The organism is Thermostichus sp. MS-CIW-26, assembly GCF_054059115.1.
In genome coordinates this window covers 1-15441 of the sequence record NZ_JBSSBV010000036.1, presented here as the reverse complement: position 1 = coordinate 15441, position 15441 = coordinate 1, and the positions used below count along the sequence as shown (strand labels likewise).

At 58.8% G+C, this 15441-nt stretch carries 11 protein-coding genes and 1 CRISPR repeat array; of the genes, 10 read left to right on the top strand and 1 reads right to left on the bottom strand.

Annotated elements, in window-relative coordinates; translation table 11 throughout:
* The first annotated feature begins 162 nt into the window (after positions 1–162).
* From gcvP to ACVWZU_RS10940, 10 genes are all read left to right on the top strand, one after another.
* Positions 163–3129, top strand: coding sequence for an aminomethyl-transferring glycine dehydrogenase (gene gcvP, locus ACVWZU_RS10985; RefSeq protein WP_457444885.1), 2967 nt, complete (start codon positions 163–165; stop codon positions 3127–3129).
* Positions 3130–3283: 154 nt separating this feature from the next.
* The gene (locus tag ACVWZU_RS10980; protein WP_457398072.1) at positions 3284–3847 is read left to right on the top strand and encodes a hypothetical protein; all 564 of its coding nucleotides are present in this window, start codon (positions 3284–3286) and stop codon (positions 3845–3847) included.
* Between the two features lie 2 nt (positions 3848–3849).
* Positions 3850–4287 (top strand): SRPBCC family protein, encoded by a 438-nt coding sequence (locus ACVWZU_RS10975; protein WP_011431811.1) that lies wholly within the window; start codon positions 3850–3852, stop codon positions 4285–4287.
* Between the two features lie 37 nt (positions 4288–4324).
* A complete protein-coding gene (locus ACVWZU_RS10970) occupies positions 4325–4906 on the top strand; it encodes a peroxiredoxin family protein (RefSeq protein WP_414332206.1) in 582 nt (193 codons plus the stop codon).
* A 45-nt stretch (positions 4907–4951) separates the two neighbouring features.
* Positions 4952–6607 carry an ABC1 kinase family protein gene (locus tag ACVWZU_RS10965; protein WP_457444882.1) on the top strand — a complete coding sequence of 552 codons (1656 nt, stop codon included), beginning with the start codon at positions 4952–4954 and terminating at the stop codon, positions 6605–6607.
* Positions 6608–6885: 278 nt separating this feature from the next.
* Positions 6886–9934: direct repeats of the CRISPR family, unit length 36 nt; unit sequence GTTCCCCCTTCGGGGGGATCCCTAGAAATTGGAAAC.
* A 70-nt stretch (positions 9935–10004) separates the two neighbouring features.
* The gene (gene cfa / locus ACVWZU_RS10960) at positions 10005–11144 is read left to right on the top strand and encodes a cyclopropane fatty acyl phospholipid synthase (RefSeq protein WP_457444900.1); all 1140 of its coding nucleotides are present in this window, start codon (positions 10005–10007) and stop codon (positions 11142–11144) included.
* A 97-nt stretch (positions 11145–11241) separates the two neighbouring features.
* Positions 11242–11685 (top strand): SufE family protein, encoded by a 444-nt coding sequence (locus tag ACVWZU_RS10955; protein WP_011431815.1) that lies wholly within the window; start codon positions 11242–11244, stop codon positions 11683–11685.
* Positions 11686–11698: 13 nt separating this feature from the next.
* A complete protein-coding gene (locus ACVWZU_RS10950) occupies positions 11699–12820 on the top strand; it encodes a metal ABC transporter solute-binding protein, Zn/Mn family (protein WP_457444880.1) in 1122 nt (373 codons plus the stop codon).
* Positions 12817–13614 (top strand): metal ABC transporter ATP-binding protein, encoded by a 798-nt coding sequence (locus ACVWZU_RS10945; protein WP_457444878.1) that lies wholly within the window; start codon positions 12817–12819, stop codon positions 13612–13614. The genes ACVWZU_RS10950 and ACVWZU_RS10945 overlap by 4 nt, the downstream gene beginning before the upstream one ends.
* A 10-nt stretch (positions 13615–13624) precedes the next feature.
* Positions 13625–14461: a metal ABC transporter permease gene (locus ACVWZU_RS10940; RefSeq protein WP_457444898.1), complete on the top strand. Its 837-nt coding sequence runs from the start codon at positions 13625–13627 to the stop codon at positions 14459–14461.
* Here ACVWZU_RS10940 and ACVWZU_RS10935 read toward each other — a convergent pair.
* Positions 14430–15281 (bottom strand): hypothetical protein, encoded by an 852-nt coding sequence (locus ACVWZU_RS10935; RefSeq protein ID WP_414332345.1) that lies wholly within the window; start codon positions 15279–15281, stop codon positions 14430–14432. The genes ACVWZU_RS10940 and ACVWZU_RS10935 overlap by 32 nt on opposite strands.
* Positions 15282–15441 lie beyond the last annotated feature (160 nt).

Below are 15441 nucleotides of genomic sequence, written 5' to 3'. Positions count from 1 at the left end.
CTCATCTGTATAGGTTGCTAACATTCTCCGACCATCTAGTGTCTCATCCCCTCCACCCCGAATCGAGGGCCAAGACAGGATTTGGATCCCGACAGAAACAATTTTTAACAACTATGATCAGGAGACAGTCTTTCTTGCTCTCCCTTTCTCGGCTATCGCACCATGTCCGACTTGGCCCTTCTCCACTCGACTCGACTTGACCCCCCCAGCCGGGATCCATCTCCAGGGATCCCACAACCCACGCCTTCTCCGGAGCTGGAGTTGCTGGGGCAGACCGAACTCTTTCTCAGACGGCACATTGGGCCGGATGCCCGGCAAATTGGGCAGATGTTGCAAGCGTTAGGGCTGAGTTCGCTGCGGGAGCTGGTGGAAAAAGCGGTGCCGCCGGCCATTCGCAGCAGCCGGCCTTTGCAATTGGGATCCCCTTGCCCTGAGCAGCAGGTGTCGGCGGAACTGCAGGCAATGGCGGCCCAGAACCAGGTGTGGCGCTCCTTTTTGGGCATGGGCTATTCCAACACCCTGACGCCACCGGTGATTCAGCGCAACATCCTGGAAAACCCTGCCTGGTACACCCCCTACACCCCCTACCAAGCCGAGATCGCCCAGGGACGACTGGAGGCCCTGCTCAATTTCCAAACGATGGTGATCGACCTGACGGGGATGGAGATCGCCAATGCTTCCCTGCTGGACGAAGCCACCGCAGCCGCCGAAGCCATGGCTCTTGCCTACACCTTGGCAGGCAAGGGATCCCCAGTTTTCTGGGTGGATAGGGGCTGTCATCCCCAGACGATTGCCGTGGTGCAGACGCGGGCAGAGCCCTTGGGGATCCAGGTGCGCATAGCCGATCCAACAGAACTCTCCCTGGAAAAGGGTTTTGGATTACTCCTGCAGTATCCCAGCACCTATGGGGAAATCCGGGACTACCGGCAGTTGGTGGAGCAGGCTCACCAGAAGGGGATGGTGGTGGCGGTGGCTGCCGACCTGCTCAGCTTGACCCTATTGCAACCCCCAGGAGAGTGGGGAGCGGACATCGTGGTGGGATCCACCCAGCGCTTCGGGGTGCCTTTGGGCTATGGTGGCCCCCATGCAGCTTACTTCGCCACCCGCGAGGCCCACAAGCGGCTGCTGCCAGGACGGCTGGTGGGGATTTCTCAGGATGCTCAAGGCAAGCCGGCCCTGCGCTTGGCGTTGCAGACCCGCGAGCAGCACATCCGGCGGGACAAGGCCACCAGCAACATCTGCACTGCCCAGGTGCTTTTGGCGGTGATGGCTTCTATGTATGCCGTCTACCACGGCCCCCGCGGCTTGCGACACATAGCCGAGCGCATCCACCGCCAGGCCCATCACTTGGCCACCGGGATCCGTCAGTTGGGTTATGAGGTGGGGCCAGAGCATTTCTTCGATACCTTCTGGGTCAAGGTAGCTTCTCCAGAGCAGGTGCAGGCGATCCAGGCCGGCGCTGCCCAGCGACAGATCAACCTACGCCAGATCGATGACCAGACGCTGGGGATCAGCTTGGATGAGGCTACCACCGCTCAGGATCTGCGGGATCTGTGGGAGATCTTTGCCGGAACCCTTCCCCGCAGCGGAACGGAGTCCTTACCGCCAGCTTGGGATCCCGACAGCCCAGAGCTGGACTTGGGCCAGAGCCTGCCGCCCCAGCTCCTGCGCGCCACACCCTACCTCACTCACCCGGTCTTTAACCGTTACCACTCGGAAACTGAGCTGCTGCGCTATATCCACCGCCTGCAAAGCCGGGATCTGGCTCTCACCCATTCCATGATCCCCTTGGGCTCTTGCACCATGAAGCTGAACGCCACGGTGGAGATGATGCCGGTCACCTGGCCGGAGTTTGCCCAGCTCCATCCTTTTGTGCCCCTGGAGCAGGCCCGCGGCTACCAAGCCCTCTTTGCCCAGTTGGAAAAGATGCTGGCGGAGATCACCGGCTTTGCCGGAGTTTCTCTGCAGCCCAACGCCGGATCTCAGGGGGAATATGCCGGCCTGTTGGCCATCCGCCGCTACCACCAAGCCAGAGGGGAAAGCCGGCGGCAGGTGTGCTTGATCCCCACCTCGGCCCACGGAACCAACCCGGCCAGCGCCGTGATGGCGGGGATGCAGGTGGTGAGCGTAGCTTGTGATGAAGCCGGCAATATCGACATTGAGGATCTGCGGGCCAAGGTGGAGCAGCACCGGGAGCGGCTGGCCGCCTTGATGATCACCTACCCTTCTACCCACGGTGTGTTTGAGGAAGGGATCCGCGAGATTTGCCAGATAATCCACGAGGCGGGGGGACAGGTGTACATGGATGGGGCCAACCTCAACGCTCAGGTGGGCCTCTGCCGTCCTGCCGAGCTGGGGGCCGATGTCTGCCACCTCAACCTGCACAAGACCTTCTGCATTCCCCATGGGGGAGGTGGGCCGGGGGTAGGGCCCATTGCCGTGGCCCGCCACCTTGTGCCCTATTTGCCTGGCCATCCTGTTTTGCCCGGCTGTAACGGCCCCGTCAGCGCTGCCCCGTGGGGCAGTGCCAGCATTTTGCCCATCTCCTGGGCCTACATTCGCCTTATGGGATCCGCCGGCCTCACCCTGGCCAGCCAAGTGGCCATCCTCAACGCCAACTACATCGCCAAGCGGTTGGATCCCTACTACCCGGTGCTCTACAAGGGGCCGGGGGGATGGGTAGCCCACGAGTGTATTTTGGATTTGCGCCCCCTGAAAAAAAGCGCTGGCATCGAGGTGGAAGATGTGGCCAAGCGCCTGATGGACTATGGCTTCCACGCCCCCACCACCTCCTGGCCGGTGCCGGGGACAATGATGGTGGAGCCCACCGAGAGCGAATCTCTGGAGGAGCTGGATCGCTTCTGCGAGGCGATGATTGCCATCCGCCAGGAGATTGCCGCCATTGAGCGAGGCGAGATGGATCCGGTGCGCAATCCCCTCAAGCTGGCCCCCCACACCGCCGAGGTGGTGGCTGCCGACCACTGGGATCGCCCCTATCCTCGCTCGCTGGCCGCCTACCCGCTCCCTTGGGTCAAGGCCCACAAGTTCTGGCCCAGCGTCAGCCGCATCGACAACGCCTACGGGGATCGCCACCTGGTGTGCAGTTGTCAGCCCTGGCTCGACGAATGATGGCTGCTCTGGAACTTGGCCCAGAAAGGGAGATTGGTTGTATCCAAAGGCGGGATCCGCTATAACCAGTCAGGGATCCCTGGCCAACGGATGAGAAAAACGGATGAGAAAAAATCCCCGTCTTGAGCGGTTCACGTCAGTGGGGCCAAGTTCTTTGCCTATTCTTACTCGGCTAACCCTGGGGCTGTTGGCGGGATCCCTCGTGGCCTGCCGCAAGATGCCTGATCCGGTTGCTCAAGAAGTGGATCAGGATCCCGTGCGGCGTCACATCGGCAAAGATGGCACGCACTTTGAGGCTTCCCTAGGAGATGCCCGCGCCCTTCCCCCTCAGTTTCCCCCTCACTTGCAGTTGCCCAACGCTTCCATCATCTCTTCGGGACAGATTCGGGATCGAGAGGGGGGCCTTGCTTCCCTGATCTTGCAGACCTCTCAGCCTCTGGAGGCGATTGCCGCCTACTATCGCCGCACCCTGTGGGGCCGGGGCTGGGACATCCTCTCGGACATCGAGCAGGCCAACGGGATCCGCACCTTGGTGTTCGAGTCTCCCCCCCACCCCAAAAAGCCTCTCCAACAGGCGGTGGTGCAAGTGGGATCCCCCCGTCGCGGGCCGGATCAGGTGGAATATCGCGATATCTTGATTTTGCTGAGCACCGTATCCCCCTCTGCCACGGCAGAAGACCTCTCTGCGGCCAAGCTCGCTCCCCCAACTTTCCCCTGAGGATGCCCATCTATACCCAGTCAATTCCGATTGCGGCCAGCGTGGCCCAGGTGGATCGCTGCCTCACCGACCTGGAGTTGATGAAGCGCTGGCTCAACCCGCTGTTGGGCTGTGAGGCGGTGGGATCCCCTCTGGCGGAATTGGGCAGCCGCTACCGCTTTTTCCTTCGCTTGCCGTTTGTATCCCCCAGCTTGGATTGCGTGATTACAGAGCGGGCAGAAGGCTTGGTGCAGTGGCAGTTTAAGGGATTTTTTGAAGGAACCGACCGCTGGGAATGCCATCCCCAGCCGGGGGGTACCCTTCTAGTCAATTGCTTCAACTTCCGCATCCCCAGTCCCTGGGTGGCGGCAGGGTTTTACCTGTTGGCAGCAGGGCCGACCCAGCAGGATATGCGGGCCCAGCTCCGACGGCTGAAGGCGGTGGCCGAGGCTTTGGGTTAGGCTGGTGGCAAGTAGTAAAGAAACGTAAAAAACTGCAATGACCAGCAACAGCGGACTGTTTAACCGTCGCTTTGCCGACAACTTCATCCCCCAACCAGCCAACACTTCTCTGGAAATCGGCCAGATTGCCCCCGATTTTGAGCTGCCGCGCGTGCAAGGGGATCCCGTGCGGCTATCGGACTACCGCGGCCAAAAGCCGGTGGTTCTGGCTTTTACTCGTATCTTCACCGAAAAGCTGTTTTGCCCTTTTTGCTACCCCCACATCCAAGAGCTGAAAGCCCGCTACAGGGAGATCCAAGCTCTGGGGGCGGAGCTGCTGATGGTCACCAGCACCGATCCGGTTCAAAGCCAGCAGATTCAAGCAGACCTGCAGCTGCCTTACCCGCTGCTGGTGGATCCCGAGTGCAAAACCTTCCGCCTCTATGGGGTTGGCCAAGCTCTGGGAGCACCCCTGCCGGCCCAGTTCGTTGTGGATCGGGAGGGCAAACTGCGCTTCAAGCATGTTTTCTCCTTTGCCCAGCCCAATGCCGACACCGACGAGGTGCTGCGGGTGTTGCGGGAGGGGCTGCAAACCGGCTGGGATGGAACCCGTAGGGTGGCCCCTATCCCCTTTTTCTAGGGATCGGGCTTCTCTGCCATTGGACTTCCAGGGAGAGAGACTGCGATGTTTGCCCGTCTGGCCCAGAGTGGGGCGCGTCAGGCCGAGATCCTGGAGGTGGTTTTGCGCCACGGTTGGGACTACATGCGCCGCTTGCTCTCTTTTGGCAAGGCTGGGGAACCCCAACTGCCCCCCCCAATGGTGCTGCGCAACATTTTGGTGGATCTGGGGCCGGTCTATGTCAAGCTGGGCCAGCTGCTGAGCACCCGTCCGGACCTGTTGCCGCGAGAGTACATCGAGGCCCTCAGCACTCTGCAGGCCGACGTACCTCCTGTTCCCTGGAATGCGGTGGAGATCCTGCTGCGGCAGCAGTTGCGGCAGCCGTTGGAGCAGGTGTTCAGCAGCCTGGACACAGAGTCGGTTGCGGCGGGATCCATTGCCCAGGTCCATCGGGCTTGTCTGGTCAGCGGCGAGTGGGTGGCCCTCAAGATCCAGCGGCCCGGGCTGGAGGCGGTGGTGGAGCGGGATACGCGGCTAATCCGGGGCATTGCCGAGCTGGTGGCGCAAACGGAGTTCGGCAGGTTGGCAGATGTGGTGGCCTTGGCGGATGAGTTCTGCCGGGCCATTCAAGCAGAGCTGGACTTCACCCAGGAGGCCCGCCACACCGAGCAGCTCCGCCAACAGTTGCAAAGGGGGCGTTGGTTTGATCCGGCCCAACTGGTGGTGCCGCGCATCCATTGGCCTCTCACTACGCCAAAGGTGTTGACGCTGGAGTGGATCGAGGGCCGGCCCCTGTTGGAGGCGGATCGCAGCGACGCGGATCCAGAAAACATCGCCCGCCTCTTGACCCGCGCTTTTTTCCAGCAGATCTGCATTGATGGCTATTTCCACGCCGATCCCCACCCCGGCAACCTCTTTTACTTGGGATCCGGTCGCGTAGCCCTGCTGGATTGCGGCATGATTGGGCGGCTGGATCCGCGTACGCAGCAGATTCTGCTGGAGCTGATGCTGGCCATTGTCAGCCTCGATGCCCAGCGCTGTGCCGAATTGACCCTGGAGTTGGCCCTGCCGGAAAGATCCACGGCCCGCTTGCGGGAGCAGACTGTCAGCTTGGCCCAGCTCCAAAGCGACTACGAGCGCCTTCTGCGGCAGTACTACACCCTGAGCATTGCGGAACTCAACTTCAGCCAGCTCTTTTCTGAGATCCTGCAGGCGGCCCGGCGCAACCAGATCCGCATTCCCGGCAATTTGGGCCTCTGTGCCAAGGCGCTGGCCAATTTGGAAGGGATCGCCCGCCAGCTCACCCCCGACTACAACCTGCCGGAGCAGCTTCGCCCCCTGATGGCGGATGTGTTTCGGGCGCAATTGCTGGGGGAGGCCCCTCTGCCTTCGCTGCTGCGCACGGCTTTGGATTTGAAAAATCTCTCTCTGCAATCGCCGCGCCAGATGGAGCTGCTGCTCAGCCGCATCACCTCGGAAACCCAGCGCTGGAACTTGACCATCCAAGAGCTGGACGGGATCCGCAGCAGCCTGGATCAGTCGGCCAACCGCCTTTCCTACAGCATTGTGGTCGGCTCTCTAATCGTCGGGGCCGCCATCATCTCGGCTCAGACGCAGCGCTTCCAGGTCTTTGGGCTGAGCGAACTCCTCTTCGGCGCGGCCAGCCTGTTGGGGCTGTGGCTCGTCATCAGCATCCTGCGCTCCGGTCGCCTGCGCGGCTAGATTGGCTGAGGTTGGCTTATCAGTGGACTCAGGGCCCTACTGCCCTTGTCTGGATCTCGATGTTTCCAAAAGAACACCAAAACGGTATCAACGCCTCCGCGAGCGATCCGCCAAAAGCCGCAAAGGCCGATTCTTTCGTTCGATCCCTCGACGCCTTGCGCCACAAGGCTTTCCGGCCCCAAAACCCCCTCGCCAAAACTCTTTTTGCCGACTTTTTTCCGGATCCCTCGCAAATGGGCCTTGCATTCCTTGCCCTGCTTGGGTTTAATAGGGGTGGAGTTCCCCCTTCGGGGGGATCCCTAGAAATTGGAAACATCCGGTTCTTCAAGCTCTCGGTGTGAACCTCGAGCTCTGGGTTCCCCCTTCGGGGGGATCCCTAGAAATTGGAAACTTGGAGGGCCAAAGCCCTCGCTCTACGCTTTGCACGGGTTCCCCCTTCGGGGGGATCCCTAGAAATTGGAAACTACACTCAATAAGGCTCTCTGCGCTTTTGGGGAACGCCCCCACGTTCCCCCTTCGGGGGGATCCCTAGAAATTGGAAACTTGTATGTACAAGTACACTAAGGAGCAAATTATTCGCGTTCCCCCTTCGGGGGGATCCCTAGAAATTGGAAACTACTGACACAGAGCGGGTCATCAAGGAGCGTATGCCAGTTCCCCCTTCGGGGGGATCCCTAGAAATTGGAAACGAACCACTCTTTTCCAGAGGGGTCCAACGGGCTTGTCCAGTAGGGTTCCCCCTTCGGGGGGATCCCTAGAAATTGGAAACAGTCCTTTAGATAGGCTTCTAGACCCCCGTAATTTGCAGTTCCCCCTTCGGGGGGATCCCTAGAAATTGGAAACCAGAGGATTAGCGCGAAATAGCAGTAACCGCGGTTGTCCACGGGTTCCCCCTTCGGGGGGATCCCTAGAAATTGGAAACAAGGTATTTAACCCCCCGCTTGGTGTACACTGTATGAAGTTCCCCCTTCGGGGGGATCCCTAGAAATTGGAAACTACAAAGTAGTGGGGGTGGTGTGTACCGTACCCCTGTTCCCCCTTCGGGGGGATCCCTAGAAATTGGAAACGGTGAGAGTTTTGTCCTGGATGGGACCGGTAAGACTAGGGACGTTCCCCCTTCGGGGGGATCCCTAGAAATTGGAAACCTCCCGTAGTTACAACGGTAGACGGAAGCATATGCCTCGATGGGTTCCCCCTTCGGGGGGATCCCTAGAAATTGGAAACCATGAGCTAACTGAGGAGCAGGAGGCTTCTGTCAAATTTGAGTTCCCCCTTCGGGGGGATCCCTAGAAATTGGAAACTCGTAAAACTGCTCCCGTGACCCCTCACGGCAGAAATAGTTCCCCCTTCGGGGGGATCCCTAGAAATTGGAAACCATGTCAATAATTCTTGACTCGTGTTCGTATACTACTTGAGGTTCCCCCTTCGGGGGGATCCCTAGAAATTGGAAACTCGGTGAATGGCGCATTGATATTATACACGTACTCAAGTTCCCCCTTCGGGGGGATCCCTAGAAATTGGAAACTAGAAGTACAACTCATCAGATGATGCGGGATTGTAGTACGTTCCCCCTTCGGGGGGATCCCTAGAAATTGGAAACCAGTCAAATTAGAGCAGCTGGTATCTGGGATAAGTCCGCTGTTCCCCCTTCGGGGGGATCCCTAGAAATTGGAAACTAGCTCATTGCAATAGCGCAATAACACCTGCATCCGTAAGTTCCCCCTTCGGGGGGATCCCTAGAAATTGGAAACCTGATTAACCTTAATCGCTCCTCTTCAGTTTGATTATTCGTTCCCCCTTCGGGGGGATCCCTAGAAATTGGAAACCTTCTAGAATTAACCAGTAGCCGCGATAGCGGCATACCGTCAGTTCCCCCTTCGGGGGGATCCCTAGAAATTGGAAACCTCCCTTATCGGAGTAGAAACAACACCCAGGTGAAAGTTCCCCCTTCGGGGGGATCCCTAGAAATTGGAAACTTTACGGGATAGAAAGAACACCCAGGTGTGTGAACCGTTCCCCCTTCGGGGGGATCCCTAGAAATTGGAAACGCTTCCCAATCCTGTTCCACCCCTGTTCGAGTATAATGTTCCCCCTTCGGGGGGATCCCTAGAAATTGGAAACAACAGATCGAATTGCAGAGGCTAGAGCACCAGCGGCAGGTTCCCCCTTCGGGGGGATCCCTAGAAATTGGAAACCCAATTCCGGATCACCAGATCGATAGTGGTACACCCAGGGTTCCCCCTTCGGGGGGATCCCTAGAAATTGGAAACATTGACTAAGTGAATTTGGATGGTCCAAGAAATATATGTTCCCCCTTCGGGGGGATCCCTAGAAATTGGAAACTACCTCGGTATCTTCGGCAATACCGATTCGTTTCCATCCCGTTCCCCCTTCGGGGGGATCCCTAGAAATTGGAAACACTTTACCAGGAACTCCGTAGAAGATCGCAGTGTTAGCCATGTTCCCCCTTCGGGGGGATCCCTAGAAATTGGAAACATCAAACGGACTCCGTTTTGTTTAAACTCCACCTTGTTCCCCCTTCGGGGGGATCCCTAGAAATTGGAAACTTTTTAATTCTCCCCCTGGCTGGTAGCCACAGAAGAGGTTCCCCCTTCGGGGGGATCCCTAGAAATTGGAAACAAGAAATGTTGTCCATTTACCAAACACGCTTTGGTTTGTTCCCCCTTCGGGGGGATCCCTAGAAATTGGAAACTTGCATACTCCACCCAAGTTGGGGGTTCAAAGATCATGCGTTCCCCCTTCGGGGGGATCCCTAGAAATTGGAAACTCTCAGTAGCCACTCTCGTATAGAGCAGCATAGTTTGGTGTTCCCCCTTCGGGGGGATCCCTAGAAATTGGAAACTAGAAAGTTTTGTTAGCAATTTCCTTCACTATGAGCTTGGGCGTTCCCCCTTCGGGGGGATCCCTAGAAATTGGAAACGTCTCCCCGATGACCCAGCCGTCATCAGTACGGTAGTAAAGTTCCCCCTTCGGGGGGATCCCTAGAAATTGGAAACAGAAAGAACACCCAGGTATGAACCTGGGTGCTTTGGTTAGTTCCCCCTTCGGGGGGATCCCTAGAAATTGGAAACTCCCGTAGTAGCGTGGGTAGTTCTGCTGCCGAACCAAAAGTTCCCCCTTCGGGGGGATCCCTAGAAATTGGAAACGTGTAATGCCAGTCGTAGCGGTCCTCCAGGAGCCATAACGTTCCCCCTTCGGGGGGATCCCTAGAAATTGGAAACCATTGCAGGCTTTCTCGACGGTGATCGCCGATTGGGCCTGGGCCTTCAGGTTCCCCCTTCGGGGGGATCCCTAGAAACTGGAAACTCGTTGGATCCCTTGCCGCGTTGGGTTGTATTTGTTGAGTCAGTTTCCCTGCAGTGAGGGATCCCTAGGGATGGGGAAAGGACTCAACAGCTTGCACCGGCTGGCGCGTCAGCATGCGCTTCGGGTTTTGGATGTTGCCGGTATAACCCTCAATGGCTCGCAACCTTGGGATATTCAAGTTCACGACGAGCGGCTCTACCTGCGCTGCCTGCTCTATGGATCCCTGGGCTTTGGCGAGGCCTACATGGAGGGCTGGTGGGATTGCGAGGCCATTGATGAGTTAGTTTGTCGTCTCCTAACTGCCCAGGCACCGCAGCAGGTGGGTTGGCTAATTCAGCCCCTACTTGGGCTGGACAGTCGCCTCATCAACCGCCAGCGGGGCAAGGGGGCATTCGTCATTGGCCGGCGCCACTACGACATTGGCAACGATCTCTATGAGGCCATGCTGGATCGCCGCATGATCTACAGCTGTGCCTATTGGGATGGGGGCGCGCAAACTCTGGATGAAGCCCAAGAAGCTAAGCTTGACCTCATTGCCCGCAAGCTGGAACTCCAACCCGGCATGCGGGTGCTCGACATCGGCTGTGGCTGGGGCGGCACAGCCCAGTACCTGGCCGAACGCTACGGGGTGCAGGTTGTGGGGATTACTGTTTCCAAAGAGCAAGCCAAACTGGCCAGCGAACGCTGCCGCGGCCTGCCGGTTGAGATTCGGTTAGAGGACTACCGCCAGACCCAGGGAAAGTTTGATCGCATCCTTTCTGTCGGCATGTTTGAACATGTTGGCTACCGAAACTACCGAACGTTTATGCAGGTAGCCCGCCGCTTGTTGAACGACAATGGCTTGTTTCTTCTGCACACCATCGGCAGCAACGTGGCCTACCAGGGGCGGGATCCCTGGATTGAGCGCTACATTTTCCCCAACTCGATGCTGCCCTCGCCTCATCTGATTACTGCAGCCTTTGAGGGCTTATTTGTGCTGGAAGACTGGCACAATTTTGGGATCAATTACGTGGCCACCTTAAAAGCCTGGCACGCCAATTTTGAGCAGGCATGGCCAAAATTAGCCGACCGCTACGATGAGCGCTTTCGCCGCATGTGGCGGCTCTATCTCCTGATGAGTGCCGGTAGCTTCAAGGCCCGGGCCAGCCAACTTTGGCAACTGGTCCTCTCACCACGGGGAGTAAGTGGCGGCTATCGCTCGCTTCGGTAACGACAGTCCCAAAAGTTTGCAGGTGCCCCTGCGCCCTCGCTGAGTGGGGGTGTTATGATAAGTTTGATTATCATTCTCACTCTAGACAAGCTGAGGGATGCCCGCAGCTCTGCAGCAAATTGTCAATCGCTTCCAGAAGGCCAAGACCTCGCGGCAGAAGTATGAGCTTCTCCTAGCCTATGCCAAGCGCCTGCCACCCTTTCCCGAAGCGGAGAGGAAGGAGGAGAACCTAGTCAGAGGTTGCGCTTCGCGGGTGTGGCTGGCCACCGAGTTTAGGGAGGGCAAGGTCTACATCCAAGGGGATGCCGATGCTCAGTTGGTCAAGGGTTTGGTGGCCATTGTGGTGGAGGGGCTAAGTGGCCTAGCGCCGGAAGAGATTTTGGGGGTTTCCCCAGAGTTTGTGCGGGAGATGGGCCTCAATTTCAGCCTTAGCCCTTCCAGGAGCAACGGTCTGGTGAGCATGTTTTCTTTGCTCCAGCAGAGGGCTTTGGCTTTTCGAAGGTCGGGTTCTGCAAGTTCTGCTGTCTCTGTTGTTTTGTGAGGTATTTCTGCACATGACCGATAGGCTTAACTCTCTTCGCTCTGTTCGATCCATGCGATCGCTGGTATCTCTGGTGGCCGCTCTTTCGGTCGGGATCCTGGGAAGCCTGCAGATGCGCCAAGAAGAGTCCCGGGCCCAGCAGGGATCCACCCCCCCCAAAGTGGTGACCACGATTTTGCCGATAACGCAATTTACCCGTGCTGTGGCCGGAGATCGGGCAGAAGTCACTCCGCTCATTCCCCCTCAGATGGGGCCGCACGATTTTCAGGCTCGACCTGAGGAGGTTCGTTTGCTGGCTCAGGCGGATGTGCTGGTGATCAACGGGTTGGGTATGGAAACGTTTTTGGAAGGGTTGATCGCCAGCGCTGGGAACCCCCAATTGCAAATCGTTGACAGCAGCGAAGGGATCCCAACTTTGCGGGCTGAGGAGCCAGAGCATGGGCACTCCCACGGTCACGGCCATGGACACTCTTATGGACACAGTCACGGCCATTCTCACGGGCACGGTCATGGACACTCTCATGGGCACAGCCACGGCGAGTTTAACCCCCACATTTGGCTGGATCCCAGGCGGGCCATTCAGCAGGTGGAAAACATCCGCGACGGCTTAATCGCTGCGGATCCGGCAGGGGCGGAGATCTACCGGGCCAATGCGGCTGCTTTTATCGAGAAGCTCAAGGCTTTGGATGAGGAGATTGCCGCTCGGCTAGCTCCCTTTGCCGGAAGAAGCTTTGTGGTCTTCCACGACTTTGCCCCCTATTTTGCCGAGCGCTACAACCTCAAAGCCGAGTTCTTGGTGGAGATCCCTGAAGCCAGCCCCTCCCCCGAAGATGTGCGGCGGGTGATGGAGACGGTGCGGGCATCCGGCCTGAAGACGATCCTGGTAGAACCGCAGCTGGGGAGTAACAACCCCTTTGAGGTTTTGGCCAGAGACCTAGGGATCCAAGTTCGCGTTTTCGATCCCATCGAAACCGCTGGCCCTGAGGGGATCGAGCCGGAATATTACCTGACCATCCTGCGGCAAAACGTGGAGAACCTGGTCTCCGCCTTTGAGAAGGAGACGGCCTTCCTGCCCCTGCAATTGCCGCTGCTGGGCCAAGCTGCTCTCGAACACCTGCTGGCGAGGGGGCGATGATCTCCTGCTCCGGCGAGGTTGTCCTGCGCGTCGAGGGGCTGACGGTCTATCGGGGATCCCAGTTGGCGGTGCAAAATGTGTCGTTTGAGCTGAGGGCGGGATCCCATACGGCGGTTGTTGGCCCCAATGGAGCCGGCAAAAGTACCTTGGTACAGGCGATTTTGGGGATCCTGCCGCGGCAGTGCGGCTCGGTTTGGATTCTGGGAGAGCCGGTGCGCCTGTCCGGTTATTTGCCCCCGTCAGTGCGGCAGCAGGTGGCTTACGTGCCCCAGCGTTTTCAGTTCAATCCTGGGCTTCCCATGGTGGTGGAGGAGTTTGTGGCTTTGGGTTGGGGGGCATTGCAACCCTGTTGGCCTTGGCAGCAGCGCTCTGCTCGGCGGCAGGCGGTGAAAGAGGCGTTGGAACGGGTCGGCGCATCCCACCTGTCCTCTAAGGCTTTGGGCCAGCTCAGCGGCGGGGAGCTGAAACGGGTGCTGTTGGCCTATTGCTTGGCTTGGCCGCGGCGGCTGCTTATCCTCGACGAGGCACCGGCAGGCTTAGATACGCTCAGCGAGGGGGAGTTTTACCGGCTCTTGGAAGAGCTGCGCCAATCTCTGGGCTGGGCCATTTTGCAGATCTCCCATGATCTGGAAATGGTGTCCCGCCATTGCGACCGCGTGCTGTGCCTCAACCAATCCCTCATCTGCCAGGGATCCCCCCAGGTGGCTTTGGCACCAGAAGTGCTGAGCCGGGTTTATGGGCCTGTTCGCGACAGCGGTGCGGAGCACCATTTTGTCCGCTACCACCGTCGCTGAGGGGAAGGCGATGTTGGAGGGCTGGGTGCGGGTAGTGGAGCTGTTGCAGTTGCCCTTTATGCAGCGGGCCATGCTGGGTGGGATCCTCACCGGCATGACAGGTGGGCTGCTGGGCAGTTTTGTTATTCTGCGGCAACTGTCGTTTTTTAGCGATGCCCTGGGGCATTCGGCTCTGCTGGGGATTGTTTTGGGAGTGCTGCTGGGGCTGAATCCCAGCGTGGTGTTGATGGTGTTTGGGGTGGGGTTTGCTTTGGGCGTCACCTTTGTCTTGGAGCGCACTCAACTGTCGGCGGATGCGGTGCTGAACATCATCTACTCTTCCTCTTTGGCGCTGGCCGTTATCGCCCTCAGCTTGCTGCCCGGCTATCGGGGCAACCTCAACCAGTTGTTGTTTGGGGAGATTTTGGGGATCAGCCCGGCAGCCCTGTGGACGAGCGGGATCCTCTTGCTGATCAGCTCGGCCTATGTGGGATTGACTTTGCCCTCCCAAATGTTGCTGACCCTGGATGAGCCGCTGGCGCGGGCGCGGGGGGTTCAGGTGGGCTGGCAGAAGCTGGCCTTTGTGGTGTTGCTGGCTGTGGTGGTGGCCCTGGCGATTCGCTCGGTGGGGGTGTTGCTGGTGAGCGCTTTTGTGGTCATCCCGGCCTCGACAGCACGGATGTTGGGATCCCGGTTCACGACTTATGTGATGCTGGCCATAGGCATTGGGGGACTGAGCGCGGTGCTGGGGATGATCGCCTCGGCAACCTTCAACCTGCCCTCCGGCCCCAGCATTGTTGCCACCCAGTTGCTCTTTTTTCTCCTAGCTATGGCGCTCAAGGGGGTGTCGCAACTCCTGCAGCTCTAGCTAGCGGCAATCCAAGAGCTCTCTCGGGCAGCGGCTTTTCCTGCAGAAGCTGGCCAAACAGGCGGCGATAGCTCTCTGGAAAGACCTGCCCGCTGAGGGTGGGCTGCTCGTAGACGCGCTTGAGGGTGTTGAGATCCCGCTTGGTAATGTTGGGCACCCGCAACACCCGCCGATTGCCGGTAGCCGCCGCATGGTGTCCGCCATACATCAGATCCCGCAGGTTCGGGCTATGGCCCCACAGCCCCAGCCCATGCCCGATCTCGTGTCGGGCCACCGCCGTTATTTCGGCCAACCCCTGTCCTTCTGCAATGACGATGCGCACCCGCTGCTGCAAAGAGCCATCGGAGGCGAAGAAAAACTCCGGGCGGGCCGCCCCAGCCACCCCGCCGCCAATAGGAGGAACGCGGTAAATGCTCATCCCGTAGAAAGCCTCCTCCTCTTTGGCCACCACCTTGAGCGGGATGTAGGCCGACCACTCCTTCACCGCTTGCTCCACGGAGGCCTTCCACTGGGGGTGATCCCCTTGGATGTAGATAGGGACGGGATAGAAGGCCCACTGGGCATAGGCTCCACCTGGCAAAAGCGGCTCGATTTCCTCAAAGTAGTCTCCCACCGCCTTGTCGTAGGCGTAGCGATCCAGGCCGGGGGGGAGTTTGAGCCGCATCGGCTGCGGCAGTTCTCCGGCTTGAGTTTGAGCCTGGGCTTGCAGGGCTTCAATGCCAAAAAAGTGGGGAACCAGCAGGGATCCCCTGCCCCCCACTGCCAGGACGAGGAGCATCGTCCAGCCGAGGATGCAAAGCTGTAGAATGCGCCGCCGCATCAAAGCCGCCCTTTCGCCCTTGTCTTTCTACAAGGTTAGTGGCTCAGAAAGCAAGTGTCGTTCGTTTGACATCCTCCCCGGCCTTTAGGCCGGAGATTCCTACCACGCTGCGCATGGATGGCTCCTTGCGCAGTCGTCTCGGCGGGTTCCTGCTTCCGAC